Below are 18,711 nucleotides of genomic sequence, written 5' to 3'. Positions count from 1 at the left end.
GGGGATGAGATTTCAGCGTTACTGCATGCTGTTATCAGTGTGAGGAGGAGACTTTAATTCCCTCTTCCGGAACAGGAATATACGGTGTTTCGCTGTCAGTACGTTCCGGATTTTTGCTTGCTTTCATCGCGGTACGGATACCGTAGAAGATGATGCTGTACACAACGACCAGGAAGATAATACTCAGCCCTGCGTTGGTGTAGTTATTCACCACGATGTGCTGCATATTGGCAACCTGTTCAGGGGTTAATGCCCCGCCTTCCGCGATGCGGCGTTTGTACTCGCTTGCCAGCCAGAAGAAACCTTCCAGTTGCGGGTTGTCACTGAACAGTTTCAGGCCCAGCGCCCAGGTGGTACAAATCAGCAGCCATACCGCAGGGATAGTGGTTACCCAGATATATTTGCTGCGCTTCATCTTAATCAGGACAACGGTGGACAGAACCAGTGCAACAGCGGCCAGCATCTGGTTGGAGATACCGAACAGCGGCCACAGGCTCTTAACGCCGCCCAGCGGATCAACCACGCCCTGATACAGCAGATAACCCCACAGACCCACACAACCGGCAGTACCGATCACACCGGCAATGAAGGAGTCGGTTTTCTTCAGGAACGGAACGAAGTTACCCAGCAGATCCTGGAGCATAAAGCGTCCGGAACGGGTACCCGCATCCAGTGCAGTCAGGATAAACAGTGCTTCAAACAGGATACCGAAGTGATACCAGAAGCCCATATCCGCCGCAGGAATGATTTTGTGGAACACATGCGCGATACCGACCGCCAGTGTCGGTGCACCACCCGCACGGTTGAGGACAGACGGCTCACCGATATCTTTGGCGGTCTGTAAAATCTCTTCCGGCGAGATAACAAAGCCCCAGGAACTGACTGTTGCCGCAGCCTGCGCGGTCACATCTTTCAGCTGCGCCATGATCATCGGTGCATCAGCGGTGCCGAGGTTATGCAGATCCGGCATGGTGATACCCAGCGCGGCAGGCGGGGTGTTCATCGCGAAATAGAGACCCGGTTCGATAATGGATGCTGCAACCAGCGCCATCACCGCCACAAAGGATTCCATCAGCATGGCGCCGTAACCGATATAGCGGGCATCGGTTTCACAGGCCAGCAGTTTCGGTGTGGTACCGGATGCAATCAGGGCATGGAAGCCGGAAACCGCACCACAGGCAATGGTAATAAACAGGAACGGGAACAGAGCACCTTTCCAGACCGGACCGGTTCCGTCAACGAACTGTGTCATTGCCGGCATTTTCAGGTCAGGGTTAAGGATAACGATACCCACTGCCAGACCGACGATAACCCCGATTTTCAGGAAGGTCGCCAGGTAGTCACGCGGTGCCAGAATCAGCCACACCGGCAGCAGTGCGGAAACAAACGCATAGCCGATCAGCGCATACGTGATCGTGGTATCTTTAAAGGTCAGCGCAGGGCCCCAGTACGGGTCTGCGGCAATCACGCCACCGAACCAGATAGCGGCAACCAGCAGCACAATACCGATGACAGACACTTCACCAACCCGTCCCGGCCGGAGATAGCGCATGTAGATCCCCATAAACAGGGCAATCGGTACGGTCGATACGACGGTGAACACACCCCACGGACTTTCTGCCAGTGCTTTCACCACAATCAGGGCCAGCACGGCGAGGATGATGATCATAATCAGGAAACAGCCGAAGAGCGCGATAGTGCCCGGCACGGTTCCCATCTCTTCTTTAACAATCTCACCCAGAGATGCACCGTTACGGCGCGAGGAGATAAACAGCACCATAAAGTCCTGTACCGCCCCAGCCAGTACCACACCGGCCAGCAGCCAGAGTGTGCCCGGCAGATACCCCATCTGTGCGGCAAGTACCGGCCCGACTAACGGACCCGCACCGGCGATCGCGGCAAAGTGGTGACCGAACAGAACGTTACGGTTAGTCGGAACATAGTTCAGACCATCATTATTGATGACCGCCGGTGTTGACCGGGTCGGGTCCAGTTTCATAACCTTTGTTGCGATATACAGACTGTAGTAGCGGTACGCCACCAGATAGACTGATATCGATGCAACAATGATCCATAATGCACTGACATGCTCGCCGCGGCGTAAAGCCACAACGCCGAGACAGAAAGCACCTATAATCCCCAGGATAAACCAGGGTATGTGCTTAAATAAGCGATTAGAGTTCATAACGCACCTTAAATGTGACTGTGATAATCAAAATGATCCGTATCCGTACGGAAAAAGTGTTTCAGCCCGAATAAAATAGAAACTTCCTGCAAGTGTGTTTTATGATAGGAAAATCAAGGCGGGAAACGGGGATTATCCCGTAAGCGGTTATATAGCCGATTAAGCGGTCACTTTTTGCCGCCGGGCGGTTTTATCCGTCCCCCGGAGCGGTAAAATTTGTGATCGGGTTAACGTTATGTTTTTTAAATTTTTTCATGCTTTTTGTTAATTTTTTATGAAACTGTGATTTTATCCGTTTTTCTCCGTAATTTATGACCAGAAACCGACAGAAGACCGTAACCGATATGACTAAAAAATCCGGCACACCTTCCGGCAATCTCCGTGCTTATGCCGATAAGCAGACACAACGTAATATGCTGTTTCAGCGTGTTCTCCGCCTGCTGACGTTCAGTGTGCTTTTTCTGGCCGGCTTTATCATTTATCAGACATGGCAGACACAACAGAACGATGTCTATGCGGACGGGCAGATAACCGGTTACCTGAAAACAGAAGTGCGCGATACCCGTTCAGGGCAGCAGCTGGTTGGCTGGCCGGTGGTGAAATTCGTGACGGCGGATAATAAAATCGTGACATTTACCTCACCGGATCATCTGTTATGTCAGACGCAGTGCGAAAATGGCCCGATTGGTGTTTATTATCAGAAAGATAATCCGGGAAAAGCGCAGATTGCAGACTTCGGTGCGCGTTACGGTGAAATCATTGTCTGGAGTGTGATCGCCTTTATTCTGCTGGTGACCTATATTCTGCACAGCCGGCGGCTGCGTATTCTCGCACGCCGCCGTTACGGCAGTCCGTCATAACGGGAGGGGCGTCCGGTCAAATCCGGTGATCAGGCCATTGGTATCGATACGGAACCAGCGGCCGCCGGTCCACCAGGAGTGTTCGCCGTCCCCTTTTGTCACACAGCGCACACCGACCTCTGCCACACCATTCTTATAAGGATGCGCACAGTCATAAATCGCCGGAATCACCAGTTTCCCGGTTGCGCTGTCCGCGAAGCCGATTTTATCGCCGATCTTTATCCTGTATCGCCCTTCTGACGCATAATCCGGCCCGTTATCGAAAAAATACGGCTCATAAGGCTCCTGAAGCGAGACATCCTTAAAATGAAAGCCGTAGCTCTTCTTATCCTGATACAGACAGAGCTGATACGGATTTTCCGGCCTGAAACAATTATCTGCATCGTCAGGGTTTTCCGCATGTGCCCGCACCCAGCCGCGGGCTTTTTCTGCCTGCACATCCGTACCGGCAAACGCGGTCAGCGGCAGCAACATCACAAATACGATTCCCGGTATTCTGCATTTCATCGGTTATTCCTCTGCCTGACCACGGTCTGTGATGCCTTCCTCTTTATATACGGGATATATACGGGAAGGCCATCACCGATATTACCCCGGTCAGCCGGTGACGACCACCGACGCCGCTGCCTGTTTTGCCGCCGCCACCGCTTCCTGTACGGTCGGTGCCAGTGCCAGCGCCACGCCCATGCGCCGGTGGCCGTCAATCTCCGGTTTGGCAAACAGACGCAGTTGCACGGTCCCTGTCAGAGCCTGTTCCAGCCCGCTGTAACGGACATCATCACTGCTCAGTGACGGCAGAATGACCGCTGAGGCTGCCGGACGGTACTGAACTATCTCTCCGGCCGGTAACCCGAGAAACGCCCGCACATGCAGGGCAAATTCAGAAATATTCTGTGAAATCAGCGTGACCAGTCCGGTATCGTGGGGACGCGGAGACACTTCATTGAAAATGATATCCTCGCCGCGGACAAACAGTTCGACACCAAACAAACCATAGCCGCCCAGACCGTTAACGATAGTCGCCGCCACCTGTTGCGCCCGCGCCAGAACCGTCTCCGGCATGGCCTGCGGCTGCCAGGATTCACGGTAATCCCCGCGCTCCTGACGATGACCGACCGGCGCACAGAAATGCACACCATCTGCCGCACGGACAGTCAGCAGGGTAATTTCATAATCAAAATCAATCATCCGCTCGACAATAACCCGCCCTTTCCCGGCACGCCCTGCCTCCTGGGATGCAAGCCAGGCATCATGCAGTGTACTTTCATCACGGATGATGCTCTGCCCTTTACCCGATGAACTCATCACCGGTTTGATAATACAGGGAAATCCGATTTCACCGGCGGCGCGGATAAAAGACGCCTCATCATCGGCAAAACGGTATTCTGATGTCATCAGCCCCAGTTCTTCTGCGGCCAGGCGGCGGATACCTTCACGGTTCATCGTCAGTTTTACCGCATTGGCGCAGGGCACAACATGAAAACCTTCCTGCTCAAGCCGGTACAGCGTGTCTGTCGCAATGGCTTCTATTTCCGGCACAATATGATCAGGCTGTTCTTTCCGGATAACCGCTTCCAGTTCCGCGCCATCCAGCATATTGATCACATAGCGGCGGTGCGCGATATGCATCGCCGGTGCATTGTCGTAACGATCCACCGCGATCACCTCAATACCGAGGCGCTGACACTCAATCGCCACTTCTTTACCCAGTTCACCTGCACCCAGCAACATCACCTTTGTTGCACCCGGGCGTAATGCCGTACCTAATGTTGTCATCACTGTCACCTGTTCATGAATACCGGAAAATTGCGCGCCATTATATACGCAATCGTTTGCCTTAGTCACGAAATAAGCAGATAACCGGCCATCACAGTGATCGGCGGGATCGTATCCCCAGAGCGGCTTTAGCCGTATTTTTCCGGTGATGGCGGATAAGCGACAGAATACAAAACAGTAATCCCAGCCAGATTAATGAGAAGCTGACACCTTTCACGGAATCAAAATGCTCATTAAAGAGGAATACCGCCAGCAGGAACTGAATGGTCGGCTCCAGATACTGCGCCAGGCCAATCGTCGTCAGTGTGGTGGAACGCACCGCCGCCGTGAAGAACAACAGCGGCAGCAGTGTGACAGGCGCTGTCAGAATAAAGCAGATGCGGGTAAAGGTATCCGCTGTGCTGAACGTGCCCGTTCCGCTGCCTGCCGGCCAGAAATACAGTGCAATCGCCACCGGCAGCAGCCAGAGGCTTTCAATCAGCAGTGAGGTCGTCAGATCATAGCGGATAAATTTGCGGATAAACCCGTAAAGCGCAAAAGCGGACCCCATTATCAGTGCCAGTTTCGGCAGGCTGCCATACTGATAAAGCTGATAACCGACACCGGCGCAGACAAAAATCAGTGCCGTTTTTTCTGCCGGTTTCAGTCGTTCATGCAGGAAAGTCACGCCCAGTAAAATAGAACACAGCGGCGTAATGAAATACCCCATACTGGCTTCCAGCACCAAATCATGTGTCATTGAGTAGGTAAACGTGCACCAGGATATCGCCATCACACTGGTACTGAGCAAACAGAGAAGCAATGAACGCTTATCCTCCCATACCGCTTTTATCCGGGTACGGTTTTTTAAAAAGACACGAACAAACAATAGCAGCGGAATTGACCAGAGAACACGCTGGGATAACAACTCTGCGGGCTGCGCACCGGGCAGCAGGCGGTAAAAAAGCGGAGTGATCCCCCAGAGAAAATAAGAAAAAATCGCCAGCATTGCGCCGGATCGTAAAAACATGGTTCAGCCAGTCCTGTTTATCATTATGTTATGGTTATCATACCCCCCTGCCTTAAAAATCCCATGAGCCTGCTCAATTTATTACCTGCCTCAGTTTGACTCCGGACACGTCATATTATATTCACCGGGACCGATACATTTACCACGCAGTTATAACTATGAAATATCAATTTCGCTTGATTTTCAAACTGGTAACGTTAACATAATAAGTATTATTAACAGTCCGTTTTTGGGTATAATTCCTAATATTTGATGTTAACGTTAACTTTGAGTAGTTATAGCTAGATAGATCCCCTGATTTTTTATACCCTTAAAATCAGAGTCATTCATAATGTATTGATGATAAAAGATAAATAATCATTTAATGTTCATTTTAATGACAAACAGAGTAACACATCAGACATTTACCTCCGGAGATTGAAAAATTTTTCGTGCGGTAGCTTTGTCTCTGAAAAATGTCGTTTCCTTTTTTTAATTGATTATTTTAACGTTAACATTAAGAGATAAGTAATAATAACTACCTCTTTTAGAGTCAAAAACAAAGAAACAACATTAAAGTATGCAATTAAAAGTTTTGTGTTTAGCCCGGACGGAATTAATACTTAATGTTGCGCTCAAAGCAACAGATAAATCCGTAATTGCAAAAATAGCAGTGCACTGATTTTCTCCGGCAGCCCCCTTTGGGTTAATTAAAAAAATTAACCAAACGGGAACAGGCAAATGCAGGTAAAAAAGAGAAAGGATAACGGAGACACCGGAGTGTCAGAGAGAATCTCTGCTGAGTATCCGGCAGGGGACATAAGTCATCCCGGATGGTTCCCGTTCTTCAATAAGATGCAGTGCCGCCGTTTCACCCAGCAGGTGATACGGAGAGCGGATAGTTGTCAGCGGGGGATAAAAAAATTCACCTGTGCCGGCCATATTTTCAAAGCCGAGGACACCGGCCTGTTCCGGAATAGAAATACCGCGGGTTAATAACACCTGATACGCCACAAAGGCTATCTGGTCATTACCGCAGATAATGCAGTCAAATAACGGAGAGTTACCTTCCGTGTAATGATCTATCAGTGTTACAACATCCCGGTAATGGATATCGGATAATGCCATGTTGTGCTGGATCAACTGACTTACTGACAACCCCGCATTCAGCCACGCATGCTGAACCGCATCCCGGCGCAAACCGGATGAAAGGCATTCTGCAGGCGGCCAGAGACAAAGCGGACGGCGGTAACCCCGCTGAATAAGATATTCAGTCGCATCATACTGGCCATGGTAATCATCCGGAATATAGGCCGGTAATACGCGGTTACCGGGGTCAAAGCAATTTGTTAATACCAGTTTTTTATCGCGGAGTAACTCAGGGATGTTTATCTCACAGAGTTGTGCACCGGTGATAATAATACCGTCGGGACGGCGGGAAAGAATTTGACGGGCTGCGCGGGTCAGTTCATCTCCGGACGGGATATTAACAACAAAACTGTCCCAGCCGTATTTTTCTGCACACTGTTCAATAGCAAGCAGTATTTCGACAGAAAATGGTGCTGAGGCTGTACCGATTGCTAATACACCCACGCATGACAAATTTGTATTTTTACCTCTGATTTTACGGGCTGATAAATCCGGCACATAATTCAGAACATCAATAGCATGCTGAACCTGTTTCAACGTCTCAGGCTTCAGTAAATCAGGATTATTTATCGCCCTTGAAACAGTCATCAGTGAGACTGATGCCATCCGGGCAACATCTTTCAGTGATGCCATATTATTGTCAGTAGAAAATAAGTGTTTGTTCTGTAGTAAGAAAAAAAAGAAAAACATGAACTGACACTTATAACATATTACGTCTTTAACCCCAAGGGCAAATGTAAATGTTTATTTCATAAAAAGTCCTGTTAAACCCTAAATGAAACGATACAAAAACAAACCTAACCCTTTATTTTATAAAGATAAAACAAAAAAAACCACTACATTGCTGTGGCTTTGCTGCTCCAAAACACACCGATTAAGCAATGAAATTTACTTATCCATTTAAACATTTTATCGACGTTATTTTATCTACAATACTCAAAATTTTTGTAGATAAGCTTAAGTAATTATTCCCTTATTTTTATCCATTAATATCACTTTATTTCTGTTTTCTATTTTAATTAAGGAGTAACTTATGGATGCTGTTATCCATTTAATCAATTGTGCGGATTTGCCAAGCAACAATATCAATTTTATGCTTGACGATATGAATTGCGAAGTAAAATCTTATTCATCTGAGCAAACTTTTCTGAAGTATTACATCAATACACCAAAAGAACATGCCCGTGAATGTATTATTCTGGAGGTCGGAGAATCATCTGCTGAAGCATTCTATCTTATTGATGAACTTAAACGTCTGAGAAGTATTATCCCGGTCATTGTCATCACGGCCTATCCGTCTTTTGAAACCTGCCGCCGGGCATTTAAAGCCGGTATTCTGGAATTTTTCAAAAAACCAATTAACTCTGAGTTGTTAGTTAATGCAATTCACGATGCGTTTCATCAGTATGAAAAAAGTCTCAATAAATACCATACCTATCAGCGCCTTAAGGATAAATTCAGTAAGTTATCCGCCCGTGAAAAAGAAGTCATGGATATGATTCTGGAAGGAAATACCAGCAAAGAAGCGGCTCAGAAATTGTCACTGTCTCCGCGTACTGTTGAAGTACATCGTTCTAATATGTATACCAAACTGCGCATTAAATCATTACCGCAGCTGGTTCAGGAATATGATTTTTATAAAAACTATTCAGATTCAGTCTGAGTATTTCCGGTTTTATAATGTCTTATATATTTCATTTTTGTAGTTAATAAAAATACCGATGATTTTACCTTTTTTTGCTTACTTAACTGCTTCTGATGCTTCACTGTTAATACAGAGTTTCATTGTTACCATATTCCGGTTTGCAATTTTGTTACCATTAGTGACAATTTGTAATATAGTGATGATCCACCAGGGTCTTGCTCAAATATTAATAACACATACTGGTAGTCACATATTCCGGAAAGCCGGATGTAATGGGCCATGAAAGGCTGCAATAAAGATATAAAACTTAATTAACAGAATTTAATGCCAATGTACTCATTTTAATATTTTGTTACAAATAGGATGCAACGTATTCTGCCCTCGTGGTAAGTAAAAAGATGTCATACCCTGCCTGAAATTACTCTCTCTGTTTATCCCCTTCTCTTCTGAGTACATTTATGCTGACGTTACTGATCAGCAACAATGATACCTTCGCTGTTATTTCCTGTATTGTTTCCTTTTCTGCAATCATTCTCTATAAAAAAAGCATCCGTTGCAGGATGCTTTCAGTATTTACATAGTGACCGGATTATTCTATTTTCAGCACATTCAGTTTGATAATAGACATTGAATTCGGCGGGACCTGTCCCGGAATACCTTCAACACCATAGCCCCCTTCCGGTTTAATATAAACGTCCACAGAGCCGCCGGCTCCCACAAGAGCAACGAATTTTGCCAGATCACCCGGTAATTCACTGAACGGGATAACCGCAGGTGCGTTTACAGGATGCGAAACCGTCACTTTACCGTTAGTTAACTCTTCATGCATTGCAAACGTGATAGTTTTATCTTTCAGGGCTTTATATTTTTGTCCCTGTTTGGTGATGCGGTAATACACGTTCGGTGTCATTTTAGCGTAATTCTGCCGCTCCAGCCGGGCAACCAATTCCTGATTTTTCCGTTTATTCAGTTCACCAACCTGCTGATTAGTATAAGCGACCACCGCTTTATTCTTTTCTTCTGCTTTTGCAATCTGCGTATTCAGATTAGTATTTTCAGCCCGCTGTGTACTGACAACCGCTTTCTGCTTATCTATTTCTTTCTGTAATGCTGTATATTTCGCTGAGAGCTCCGCATTTTCCTTCAGCTTCGCAGTGGCTTTGGTGAGTTCAGCATCTTTATCTGCCAGCAATTTTTTCTGACTATCAAGCTGAGCATTCAGCCTGGTTAATTCCGCATCTGATTTCGCCATAGCTTCAATCTGCTGCGTTTTTTCTTTTAACGCTTTATCCAGCTGAGCGGTCCGCTGCTGTTCTGCGGCTAATTTTTTATTCAGCCCGGCGTTATCATCCTGAACAGCACTATTCTCTTTATCTGAACCGGATACTTTTGACGACAACAATTGTTTATCCGCCGTCAGCTGCGCAATTTTTTGTTCAAGCGTCGCTTTATCCACCGTCAGTACGGACACTTCTTTTTTCAGATTATCCCGCTGACGGATATTATCCGCCTCACTGCTCTGTAACTGTGCCGTCAGCTTAAGCTTATCCGCTTCACGCTGCTGTAATTCTTTTTCCAGTGTCTGCAACTGAGCAGTTAATTTTGCATTACCGCTGTTTTTGGCGTCCAGCTGTGAGATCTGTTTTTCCAGCGCTGTTTTATCAGCAGCCAGCGTGCTGAGTTCTTTTTTCAGCTTATCGCTCTGTGCTGCAGCGTCTTTATTCTGACTTGCCAGCTGATCTGCCAGTTTCTGTTTTTCTGCATCACGCTGTTTCAGTTGCTGTTCCAGCGCATTAAGCTGCTGAACCATTTTGGCCATATCCGCATTTTTATTGCTCAGCTGTGCAATATTTTTCTCAGCCTGTGCCTGCGCTTCTGTCAGCCGGGAGATTTGTCCGGTCAGTGCCACTTTATCTGCGGTCAGTGCCGTCAGATTTTTTTGCAGTTGTGTATTCAGTTGCTGGTTATAGGTCGTTTTTTGCAATAACTCAAGCGCGGCCAGCTGTTTTTCTGCCTCAGTTTTTTTCAGCTGCTTTTCAAGATCAGCAATCTGTGCTGCGGCCTTCTGCATTTCTGCTGTTTTTACATTCAGCAGTTCTGTATTTTTAGCTGAAGCTGAGCTTTTATCTGCCGTCAGTGCTGTGATCTGTTTTTCCAGTGCGGCTTTTTCTGCCGTCAGGCCATCGAGAACTTTTTTCAGTTCCGCACCCTGTTTTGTACTGTCGTTACCCTGCGCAGCCAGTTGTGCAGCCAGCGCATTTTTCTCCGCATCGCTTTGTTTCAGCTTATCTTCTGTAGCCGTCAGCTGTTGCGTAATTTTTGCAAGATCGGTATTTTTACCCGCGAGCAGTGCGAGGTTCTTCTCTGCCTGGCTTTTCTCTGAATCCAGCTGTGCAATCTGTTTTTCAAGCGCAGATTTATCCGTTGTCAGCGTCGTGATCTGTTTTTTCAGATCCGCCGACTGTTTGCTGTTTTCCGTTTCCCGGGATTGCAGTTTTGCTGTCAGCAGCTGTTTTTCCGCATCCTGATCTTTCAATTGTTTTTCCAGCTCAGTCAGCTTCTGCGCCACTTTTGCCATATCGGCATTTTTATCTTCCAGCAGTGCACGGTTTTTATCTGACAGCGCTTTTTCTTTATTCAGTGCCGCGATCTGTTTTTCCAGATCCGCTTTTTCTGATGTCAGTGTGATCAGATCTTTTTTCAGCGCATCACTCTGTTTACTGTTTTCGCCGCTCAGTGCGAGAATCTTGTCATTCAGCTGCTGTTTTTCCGCATCCCGCTGTGTCAGCTGTTTTTCCAGATCAGCCAGCTTGCGCATAACGTTTGCCATATCAGCATTTTTGTCTGCCAGCAGTGCGAGATTTTTATCTGACTGCACTTTTTCCTGATTCAGTGCCGCGATCTGTTTTTCCAGATCTGCTTTTTCTGATGTCAGAACCGTCACCTGACTTTCCGCCTGACCATGACGCGCCAGGTTTTCACTTATCTGCTGATTGAGTGAATCAATGGTTTTCCGGTTTTTTTCCAGCTCTGCGGTAAGGCTGGCGTTATTCCCTTGTGCCGCAGCCTGTAATTCATTGTTTGCCAGAGTCAGACTTTTCAGTTCAGTCTCTTTTTTCGCAATATCGGCGAGGGCCTGTTCATAATCACGCTGAACGTTCCGGTACTTTTCGTTCAATGACGCCAGCTCGCGTTTCACATCCTGTAGTTTCAGGCGGGTGATACGCAGTTTTTTCTGCGGGTCCGACGGGATAAACCAGGTTTGCGGTTCCAGCACACGGGCAACCGTCAGCGGTAAATCAGAGAAATACGTCATTGAACGGAAAGGTTCACCCAGGACGGCAAACAGGACTTCCGGTGTGAGTGTCAGTGAGGAGGTCATACGGCCGGGAACAGGTGAGAACACAAACCCCCGGTGTTTCCCGCTCCATTTCTGGCTGTCGCGAATCAGATAAGCCGGTGACCACTGCGGATATCCGACCGGAACAGGATTTGTCACAACAACCGGTTCCCTGACCACAATGGTTTCGCATTGTGCCGGTACGGATACCGGGGTCGTTGTGCTGCGTTCCTGCACGGATGAAACCGTGCGTTTTTCTGTGCGGACGGTACTATGTTCGCGCTTACGCTGTGACTGAGTGGCTTTCCCTGCCTTTTTTACTGCCGGTGTAACCCGTCTTTCGGGTTGCCTGTTAGGTTGCTTTACTGATACCGGAAAATTGCCTGATTCTTTTTCAGTCTGAATATAACGGTCAAAATCTTCGATAACCTGATTAAATTCAGATGCAGTTGCCGGTTGCACTGCCGCAAATAACGCGACAGTAATACACAACCTAATGTTCAGTCTCATAACCCGTTAACCTTCTCCAGGGTATTCTCAATAGACAGAACAGAATAATAACGAACCTGCGCGCACATCACTTTGGTTTTCGCTTCAATCGACATTTTCAGTAATTTAAGCGTATCCGGGCTGGCGGTTCTTTCGAGCTGACGATACAGCCTGTTGATCTGGCTGATTTCACTGAAACCGGCGACCATCTGACTGTAATCTTTCGGAGAGATAGTTTTGAGCGAATCGAGTTCTTTGACACACATACTCAGCTCAGGCGAAATCTGTCCGGAAGGTTGCTGTAATTCAGGTTTTGGCAAAGGTGCTGTTGTTCTCACCGGCTCCTGCATTACCGGCTGAACCGGTTGTGCCGCAGGCTTCGGCGCAGGGGGTGTCATTAATGAACAGCCGGACAGGGTTACAACGCCTCCTAACAGGAGTATCCCCGCCATTTTGTTCAGTGCTGTCTTGGATAACATAGTTTCACCTTAGAGAAATAATTTGGCCACTGCTGCGTTGTGCAAAAATAGGCACCAATTGTATAGCCAGAGCCTGGGAAAATAAACTCTGACGTGTCACAACTCAGGCTTATGTAACATACACTACGTCGCGGGCGAGTCTGAACTATTCGTTTTTTGTTATCCGAACACCTTACTGCAGCCGCACAATCTGAATTTCCGCGCTTGTCAGCGTCAACGATTTGGCGTCGTTATTATTCTGTTCTGCCTGTCTGTTTATCACAGGCCGAGAACATAAATTAGTCAGTTTACTGTACAAAACCGTCCCGGACATTTACCGGACAGCCTGTAACAATTCTTAAAAATAAGTATCAACCGGTATCCGTATGTCAGAAAAAGAATAGGGGCATAATTGTACCGGAAGCGGCATTATATCTTATTCACGGATAAAATCGATTAACAGCCGCAGACAACCATTCTGTAAATACGAAAATAAAATGACACTTACAGAATAAACAGATAACCGGCTGTTATCCGAGATGATTTGCAGAAGTATAAATGAATTATCCTGTTATGGATTCTCTTTTTTTCAATTATGCGAGCGGGATTCAGTTCCTTTTTCAGGCTGATTACTATCATTATTTTCTTAGCAATCTATTATCTCCTCATAATTAAAAAGTGACAGAATTTATCAGGTTTATTACACATAATATGATTAGTAACACTATCAAACTGTAAATTATCATTCTGCTTCTCAGTCCTCCCGAAATTATCAATTCAGATATATATTTCTCTCAATATGAGAGAAAGACCGGCAGGAAAATCCGCTGTTCCCTGCCTGCTCCTCTTATTTTTTTTACCTCAGTCACAAATCCCCCGATAACTTACTGTTTTTCTCTTTGCTGGCGTATTTATTGCTTGTTTTTGTACATGCTTACTTTTTCCTGAAACCGGAGAAATAATAATGTCTGAAGCAGTCGGAAAACGCGTGCTGGGTACACCGTACCTGCGCGTTGATGCCCTGAGCAAAACATCAGGGCGGGCGCGCTACACGGATGATCTGCCGATGCCGGGTATGCACTACGCCAAATATGTCCGCAGCACTATTGCTCACGGGACAGTGACCTCCGTTGATACCTCCCGGGCGCTGGCCATGCCGGGCGTGGTCGCGGTATTTACCTGTGATGACGTACCGCAGATCCCGTTCGCCACCGCCGGTCACGCCTGGTCCCTGGAACCGTCGAAACGGGATGTGGCAGACCGCCTGCTGCTGAACCGCCATGTGCGCCATCACGGTGATGGTGTGGCGATTGTGGTTGCCCGCGATGAACTGACCGCCGAAAAAGCGGCGGCGCTTGTCAGCGTCACTTATGACGAACTGCCGGTTATCACCTCACCGGCAGCGGCGCTGGCCGACGGTGCCCCGCCAATCCACAGCAGCGGTAACCTGCTGAAACGCACAGCCATCAATGCGGAAAGTGCCAGAGCGACAGTCAGTCAGTCGCCGTTTCAGTTCCGCGGCCATTTTGATACCCCGGTTGTCCAGCACTGCCATATGGAAGGCGTCACCTGTTATGCCTGGCAGGAAGCGGATAATAAGATTTCCGTGGTGTCGAGCACACAAATCCCGCACATTGTCCGTCGTGTGACAGGCCAGGCGCTGGATATACCGTGGTCGCACATCAGGGTGATTAAGCCTTATATCGGCGGGGGATTCGGCAATAAACAGGATGTGCTGGAAGAGCCGATGGCAGCCTGGCTGACCCTGAAACTCGGCGGTATTCCGGTGAAAGTGGAACTGAGCCGCGAAGAGTGTTTCTTTGCCTCCCGCACCCGTCACGCCTTTCATATCGATGCGGAAATGGGACTGAGCGCCGACGGCACCCTGAACGGCTATAATCTTGATGTGCTGTCCAATACCGGCGGCTATGCCTCTCACGGACACTCAATTGCCGCCGCCGGCGGTAATAAGATCCCGTATCTTTATCCGCGCTGTGATTACGGCTATTCCGCCGCCACCGTCTATACCAACTACCCGTCAGCGGGGGCAATGCGCGGCTACGGTGCCCCGCAGGTCACGTTTGCTCTTGAATGCCTGATGGATGATGCCGCCGCACAGCTGAATATCGACCCGGTGGATATCCGTCTGCGCAATGCGGCACGGTCAGGAGACTGTAATCCGGTTAATAAAAAAACCATTTACAGTGCAGGGCTGATTGAGTGCCTGGAGCGCGGTAAAGAATTGTTCGGCTGGGATGAACGTAAAGCAGAAGCACTGGCAACACGCGGGGATATCCGCCGGGGTGTCGGCGTGGCCTGCTTCAGTTATTCGTCCAATACCTATCCGGTCGGCGTGGAAATCGCCAGTGCCCGTCTGCTGATGAACCAGGACGGCAATATCAATGTGCAGGTCGGCGCAACGGAGATCGGTCAGGGCTCGGATACCGTGTTCTCACAGATGGTGGCGGAAACCCTCGGTGTGCCGGTCTGTACCATTCAGATGATCTCCACCCAGGATACCGATATCACCCCGTTTGATCCCGGCGCCTTCGCGTCACGGCAGAGTTATGTCACCGCACCGGCACTGAAAGAAGCGGCGCTGTCACTGCGGCAGAAAATTCTCGATCACGCCTCGCTGATGACACATCAGGCCGCCTTTAATATGACGATTCTGGACGGCAATGTGGTGCTTGAGGCACAGCCGGATGTGGTTGTCACCACCGTCGCGGAAGTGGCCATGCACAGTTTTTATCATCAGGAGATCGGCGGTCAGCTCTCTGCAGAATCCTCTCACAAAACACAGACCAACCCGCCGGCGTTCGGCTGTACCTTTGTGGATATCACCGTGGATATTCCGATGTGTCAGATAACCATTAACCGGATCATTAATATGCACGACTCCGGCCGTATTCTGAATCCGCAGCTGGCAGAAGGCCAGGTTCACGGCGGGATGGGAATGGGGATTGGCTGGGCGTTGTTTGAAGAGATGCTGATCAACGAAAAATCCGGGGTTGTCCATAACCCGAATCTGCTCGACTACAAGATGCCGACCATGGTTGACCTGCCGGATCTGGAGTGCGGGTTTGTCGAAACCTACGAGCCGCAGTCCGCCTACGGCCATAAATCCCTGGGCGAACCGCCGATTATTTCACCGGCGGCCGCTATCCGTAATGCCCTGCGCATGGCGACGGGGATTTCTGTCAATACTATCCCGCTGACACCAAAACGGCTGTACCGGGAATTTGTCAATGCCGGGCTTATCAGGGGGTAACTGCCATGTATGATTTTGAAACGTATCACCGCGCGGAGAGTATCGCACACGCAGTCTCACTGCTGACGGACAATCCGCAGGCCAGACTGCTGGCGGGCGGAACGGATGTGCTGATCCAACTTCATCACCTCAATGAACGCTTCCGTCATATTGTTGATATCCATGATTTACCGGAACTGCGCGGGATCAGCTGCGATGAGGCGGGACATATCCGCATCGGTTCCGCGACCACCTTCTCCGAACTGATTGACAGCCCGGTGATCAATCAGTGTCTGCCGGCGCTGAGTGAAGCCGCAGCCACGATTGCCGGACCGCAGATCCGCAACGTTGCCACTTACGGCGGTAATATCTGTAACGGTGCCACCAGCGGTGACTCCGCCTGCCCGTCACTGATTTATCAGGCGGAACTGGAAATCGCAACCCCGGACGGCATCCGCCGCAGACCGCTGCGCGGTTTCCATACCGGGCCGGGAAAAGTGGCCTTTGAACCGGGTGAACTGCTGATTGCGTTCCATTTTTCACCGGAGAGTTACCGCAATAAGGGCTCTGCCGCTTACAAATATGCCATGCGCGGCGCGATGGATATCGCCACCATTAACTGCGCGGCGCTGTGTGATATCAAAGAAGGACGTTTTGAGGAACTGCGCCTTGCTTTCGGCGTTGCGGCACCGACACCGGTCCGCTGTGAACACGCGGAAGCGGCCGCGATCGGGAAACCGGTCACCGCAGACACCCTGAAAGCTGTCAGTCAGGCCATTGAACAGGATGTCGCCCCGCGTACTTCGTGGCGGGCAGAAAAAGAGTTCCGTTTACACCTGATCCGTGTCCTGAGCGAACGGGTGATCCGCGCCGCGGCTGAACGTACGGGAGAAAAAATCGCATGAATATCAAAGAATGGAAAACCATCAGCTGTACGCTGAACGGGCAGTTACGGGAGCTGACGGTATCACCGGCGGCCCGGTTATCGGACGTCCTGCGTGAACAGGGGCTTATCAGTGTCAAACACGGCTGTTCTGTCGGTGAATGCGGTGCCTGTACGGTGCTTATCGACGGTATCGCGGTGGATACCTGCCTCTATCTGGCGGTCTGGGCAGATGGTAAACAGATCCGTACCGCCGAAGGTGAGATGAAACACGGGAAACCGTCTGCGGTACAGCAGGCATATGCGGACGGCGGCGCAGTACAGTGCGGGTTCTGCACCCCGGGTCTGATTATGATGACCACCGCCCTGCTGGAAAAACACAAAGGGCAGACCCTGACCATCCGTCAGATCCGCCACGGCCTGGCCGGTAACCTGTGCCGCTGCACCGGTTATCAGATGGTTGCCGATGCGGCAGATAAACTCCAGCGGAATCAGTAAACCGCAGAAAACAGATACCGCGCCCGGCGTCAGGGTTGCGGTGTCTGCTGCTGTAAAAGTACCGGCAGAGCATGCTCTTCCCCCCAGCTTTTCAGCATCAGTAATATCGGCACCAGCGACTGCCCGGCGTCTGTCAGGCTGTATTCCACTTTCGGCGGCACCTCCGCATAGACCTTACGGTGGACAAGCCCCGCCATCTCAAGCTCCCGTAACTGTTTTGTCAGCATACGCGGGGTAATAAATATCAGGAGCCGTTTCAGCTCGTTAAAGCGTTTGGTGCCGCTTATCAGATGGTAAAGGATCATTCCCTTGCCCTTTCCGCCCATCATTTCCAGTGTTGCCTCAACCGGACAGGCTTCATAGGCATACGATTCATAACGTGTCTTTCTGACAGTATCCATTTTGTACCTATATACCAAAAATGTACGTACTTGTTAAAAACATATCGTAGTTTATCATTGCGCCAATTAATGTAAATTACCTTATAAGGACGTCATCATGACCATCACTCAGGCTGTAATGCAGCGTTATTCCACCAAATCATTCGATCCGGCGAAAAAAATCAGTGATGAGGTGATGAACAGTATCAAAACATTGCTGCGCTACAGCCCGTCCAGCGTCAATATCCAGCCGTGGCATTTTATTATTGCGGCCAGTGAGGAAGGAAAAAACCGGATCGCGGCATCCACCCGCCCGGGTTTTGAATTTAATACCGCAAAAATCACTGATGCCTCTCACGTTGTGCTGCTGTGCGCCAAAACAGACGTTGATGAAGCCTACATGAACAGCGTGCTGGAGCAGGAAGACAAAGACGGCCGTTACGCCACGCCGGAGCACAAAGCAATGAATAACGGCGGCCGGACTTTCTTTGTTAATCTCCATAAAGAGACACTCGGTGATCTGCCGCACTGGGCGGCAAAACAGGTTTTCCTGAACATGGGGACATTGCTGCTGGGTGCGTCCGCACTGGGTGTGGATGCCGTTCCGATGGAAGGGATGGATTTTGATACCCTGGATACCGAATTTGGTTTGTCTGCCAAAGGGCTGGCACCGGTGGCTGTTGTGTCGCTCGGTTACCGCAAAGAGGATGACTTTAACGCCGCACTGCCGAAATCCCGTCTGCCGGAAGCGCAGATCATGACCGTTATCTGATACAAAAAAGCCGCACGGTAACTTCCGTGCGGCTTTGG

General features: G+C 49.1%; 14 protein-coding genes. 6 read left to right on the top strand and 8 right to left on the bottom strand.

Annotation, left to right across the window (positions count from 1 at the left end; all coding sequences use genetic code 11):
- Positions 1–34: 34 nt before the first annotated feature.
- Positions 35–2,185 carry a carbon starvation CstA family protein gene (locus AAZR23_RS12950; protein WP_046892077.1) on the bottom strand — a complete coding sequence of 717 codons (2,151 nt, stop codon included), beginning with the start codon at positions 2,183–2,185 and terminating at the stop codon, positions 35–37.
- A 344-nt stretch (positions 2,186–2,529) separates the two neighbouring features.
- Here AAZR23_RS12950 and AAZR23_RS12945 point away from each other — a divergent pair, with 344 nt between their 5' ends.
- Positions 2,530–3,045, top strand: coding sequence for a DUF3592 domain-containing protein (locus AAZR23_RS12945; protein WP_046892076.1), 516 nt, complete (start codon positions 2,530–2,532; stop codon positions 3,043–3,045).
- On the opposite strand, the gene AAZR23_RS12940 is transcribed toward AAZR23_RS12945, so the two are convergent.
- The 4 genes from AAZR23_RS12940 to AAZR23_RS12925 all read right to left on the bottom strand — a co-directional run bounded on the left by AAZR23_RS12940 (position 3,040) and on the right by AAZR23_RS12925 (position 7,591).
- Positions 3,040–3,552, bottom strand: coding sequence for a WG repeat-containing protein (locus AAZR23_RS12940; RefSeq protein ID WP_243846705.1), 513 nt, complete (start codon positions 3,550–3,552; stop codon positions 3,040–3,042). The two genes, AAZR23_RS12945 and AAZR23_RS12940, sit on opposite strands and share 6 nt — an antisense overlap.
- Positions 3,553–3,642: 90 nt before the next feature.
- Positions 3,643–4,821, bottom strand: coding sequence for a formate-dependent phosphoribosylglycinamide formyltransferase (purT, locus tag AAZR23_RS12935; RefSeq protein WP_434693031.1), 1,179 nt, complete (start codon positions 4,819–4,821; stop codon positions 3,643–3,645).
- Between the two features lie 91 nt (positions 4,822–4,912).
- On the bottom strand, positions 4,913–5,830 hold the full coding sequence (gene rarD, locus AAZR23_RS12930; protein WP_371005538.1) for an EamA family transporter RarD: 918 nt from the start codon (positions 5,828–5,830) through the stop codon (positions 4,913–4,915).
- Positions 5,831–6,592: 762 nt separating this feature from the next.
- Positions 6,593–7,591, bottom strand: a complete 999-nt coding sequence (locus AAZR23_RS12925; protein WP_218427510.1) for a LacI family DNA-binding transcriptional regulator — start codon at positions 7,589–7,591, stop codon at positions 6,593–6,595.
- A 400-nt stretch (positions 7,592–7,991) separates the two neighbouring features.
- Between AAZR23_RS12925 and AAZR23_RS12920 the strand changes: the two genes are divergently transcribed.
- Positions 7,992–8,621, top strand: a complete 630-nt coding sequence (locus tag AAZR23_RS12920; protein WP_046892072.1) for a response regulator transcription factor — start codon at positions 7,992–7,994, stop codon at positions 8,619–8,621.
- Positions 8,622–9,192: 571 nt separating this feature from the next.
- Here the strand turns inward: AAZR23_RS12920 and AAZR23_RS12915 are convergent.
- A complete protein-coding gene (locus AAZR23_RS12915) occupies positions 9,193–12,453 on the bottom strand; it encodes a hypothetical protein (RefSeq protein WP_434693027.1) in 3,261 nt (1,086 codons plus the stop codon).
- A complete protein-coding gene (locus AAZR23_RS12910) occupies positions 12,450–12,911 on the bottom strand; it encodes a hypothetical protein (protein ID WP_046892070.1) in 462 nt (153 codons plus the stop codon). The genes AAZR23_RS12915 and AAZR23_RS12910 overlap by 4 nt, the downstream gene beginning before the upstream one ends.
- 943 nt (positions 12,912–13,854) lie before the next feature.
- Between AAZR23_RS12910 and xdhA the strand changes: the two genes are divergently transcribed.
- The 3 genes from xdhA to xdhC are packed head-to-tail and all read left to right on the top strand — an operon-like array spanning position 13,855 to position 17,521.
- On the top strand, positions 13,855–16,161 hold the full coding sequence (xdhA, locus tag AAZR23_RS12905) for a xanthine dehydrogenase molybdenum-binding subunit XdhA (protein ID WP_434693024.1): 2,307 nt from the start codon (positions 13,855–13,857) through the stop codon (positions 16,159–16,161).
- Between the two features lie 5 nt (positions 16,162–16,166).
- Positions 16,167–17,045, top strand: coding sequence for a xanthine dehydrogenase FAD-binding subunit XdhB (gene xdhB, locus AAZR23_RS12900; protein WP_434693022.1), 879 nt, complete (start codon positions 16,167–16,169; stop codon positions 17,043–17,045).
- Positions 17,042–17,521 carry a xanthine dehydrogenase iron sulfur-binding subunit XdhC gene (gene xdhC / locus AAZR23_RS12895; protein ID WP_054425041.1) on the top strand — a complete coding sequence of 160 codons (480 nt, stop codon included), beginning with the start codon at positions 17,042–17,044 and terminating at the stop codon, positions 17,519–17,521. The genes xdhB and xdhC overlap by 4 nt, the downstream gene beginning before the upstream one ends.
- A 29-nt stretch (positions 17,522–17,550) precedes the next feature.
- On the opposite strand, the gene AAZR23_RS12890 is transcribed toward xdhC, so the two are convergent.
- A complete protein-coding gene (locus AAZR23_RS12890; RefSeq protein ID WP_052927114.1) occupies positions 17,551–17,922 on the bottom strand; it encodes a winged helix-turn-helix transcriptional regulator in 372 nt (123 codons plus the stop codon).
- 97 nt (positions 17,923–18,019) lie between these two features.
- On the opposite strand from AAZR23_RS12890, the gene nfsB reads away from it, so the two are divergent.
- Entirely contained in the window at positions 18,020–18,673 is a 654-nt protein-coding gene (nfsB, locus tag AAZR23_RS12885; RefSeq protein WP_214095935.1) for an oxygen-insensitive NAD(P)H nitroreductase, read from the top strand.
- Positions 18,674–18,711 lie beyond the last annotated feature (38 nt).

The sequence above is a fragment of the Morganella sp. Je.2.23 genome, from assembly GCF_051129855.1.
In the GTDB taxonomy this organism is placed as follows: Bacteria; Pseudomonadota; Gammaproteobacteria; order Enterobacterales; family Enterobacteriaceae; genus Morganella; species Morganella sibonii.
Note: the sequence above shows the minus strand (reverse complement) of the source record. Positions and strands in the feature narration are given on the sequence as shown.

Excerpts from the sequence above, each read along its gene's own strand:
- AAZR23_RS12910 (WP_046892070.1), bottom strand. The coding sequence starts at position 12,911 with ATGTTATCCAAGACAGCACTGAACAAAATGGCGGGGATACTCCTGTTA.
- xdhB (WP_434693022.1), top strand. The coding sequence starts at position 16,167 with ATGTATGATTTTGAAACGTATCACCGCGCGGAGAGTATCGCACACGCA.
- xdhA (WP_434693024.1), top strand. The coding sequence starts at position 13,855 with ATGTCTGAAGCAGTCGGAAAACGCGTGCTGGGTACACCGTACCTGCGC.
- rarD (WP_371005538.1), bottom strand. The coding sequence starts at position 5,830 with ATGTTTTTACGATCCGGCGCAATGCTGGCGATTTTTTCTTATTTTCTC.
- xdhC (WP_054425041.1), top strand. The coding sequence starts at position 17,042 with ATGAATATCAAAGAATGGAAAACCATCAGCTGTACGCTGAACGGGCAG.
- AAZR23_RS12945 (WP_046892076.1), top strand. The coding sequence starts at position 2,530 with ATGACTAAAAAATCCGGCACACCTTCCGGCAATCTCCGTGCTTATGCC.
- purT (WP_434693031.1), bottom strand. The coding sequence starts at position 4,821 with ATGACAACATTAGGTACGGCATTACGCCCGGGTGCAACAAAGGTGATG.
- nfsB (WP_214095935.1), top strand. The coding sequence starts at position 18,020 with ATGACCATCACTCAGGCTGTAATGCAGCGTTATTCCACCAAATCATTC.
- AAZR23_RS12890 (WP_052927114.1), bottom strand. The coding sequence starts at position 17,922 with ATGGATACTGTCAGAAAGACACGTTATGAATCGTATGCCTATGAAGCC.
- AAZR23_RS12950 (WP_046892077.1), bottom strand. The coding sequence starts at position 2,185 with ATGAACTCTAATCGCTTATTTAAGCACATACCCTGGTTTATCCTGGGG.
- AAZR23_RS12940 (WP_243846705.1), bottom strand. The coding sequence starts at position 3,552 with ATGAAATGCAGAATACCGGGAATCGTATTTGTGATGTTGCTGCCGCTG.
- AAZR23_RS12920 (WP_046892072.1), top strand. The coding sequence starts at position 7,992 with ATGGATGCTGTTATCCATTTAATCAATTGTGCGGATTTGCCAAGCAAC.
- AAZR23_RS12925 (WP_218427510.1), bottom strand. The coding sequence starts at position 7,591 with ATGGCATCACTGAAAGATGTTGCCCGGATGGCATCAGTCTCACTGATG.
- AAZR23_RS12915 (WP_434693027.1), bottom strand. The coding sequence starts at position 12,453 with ATGAGACTGAACATTAGGTTGTGTATTACTGTCGCGTTATTTGCGGCA.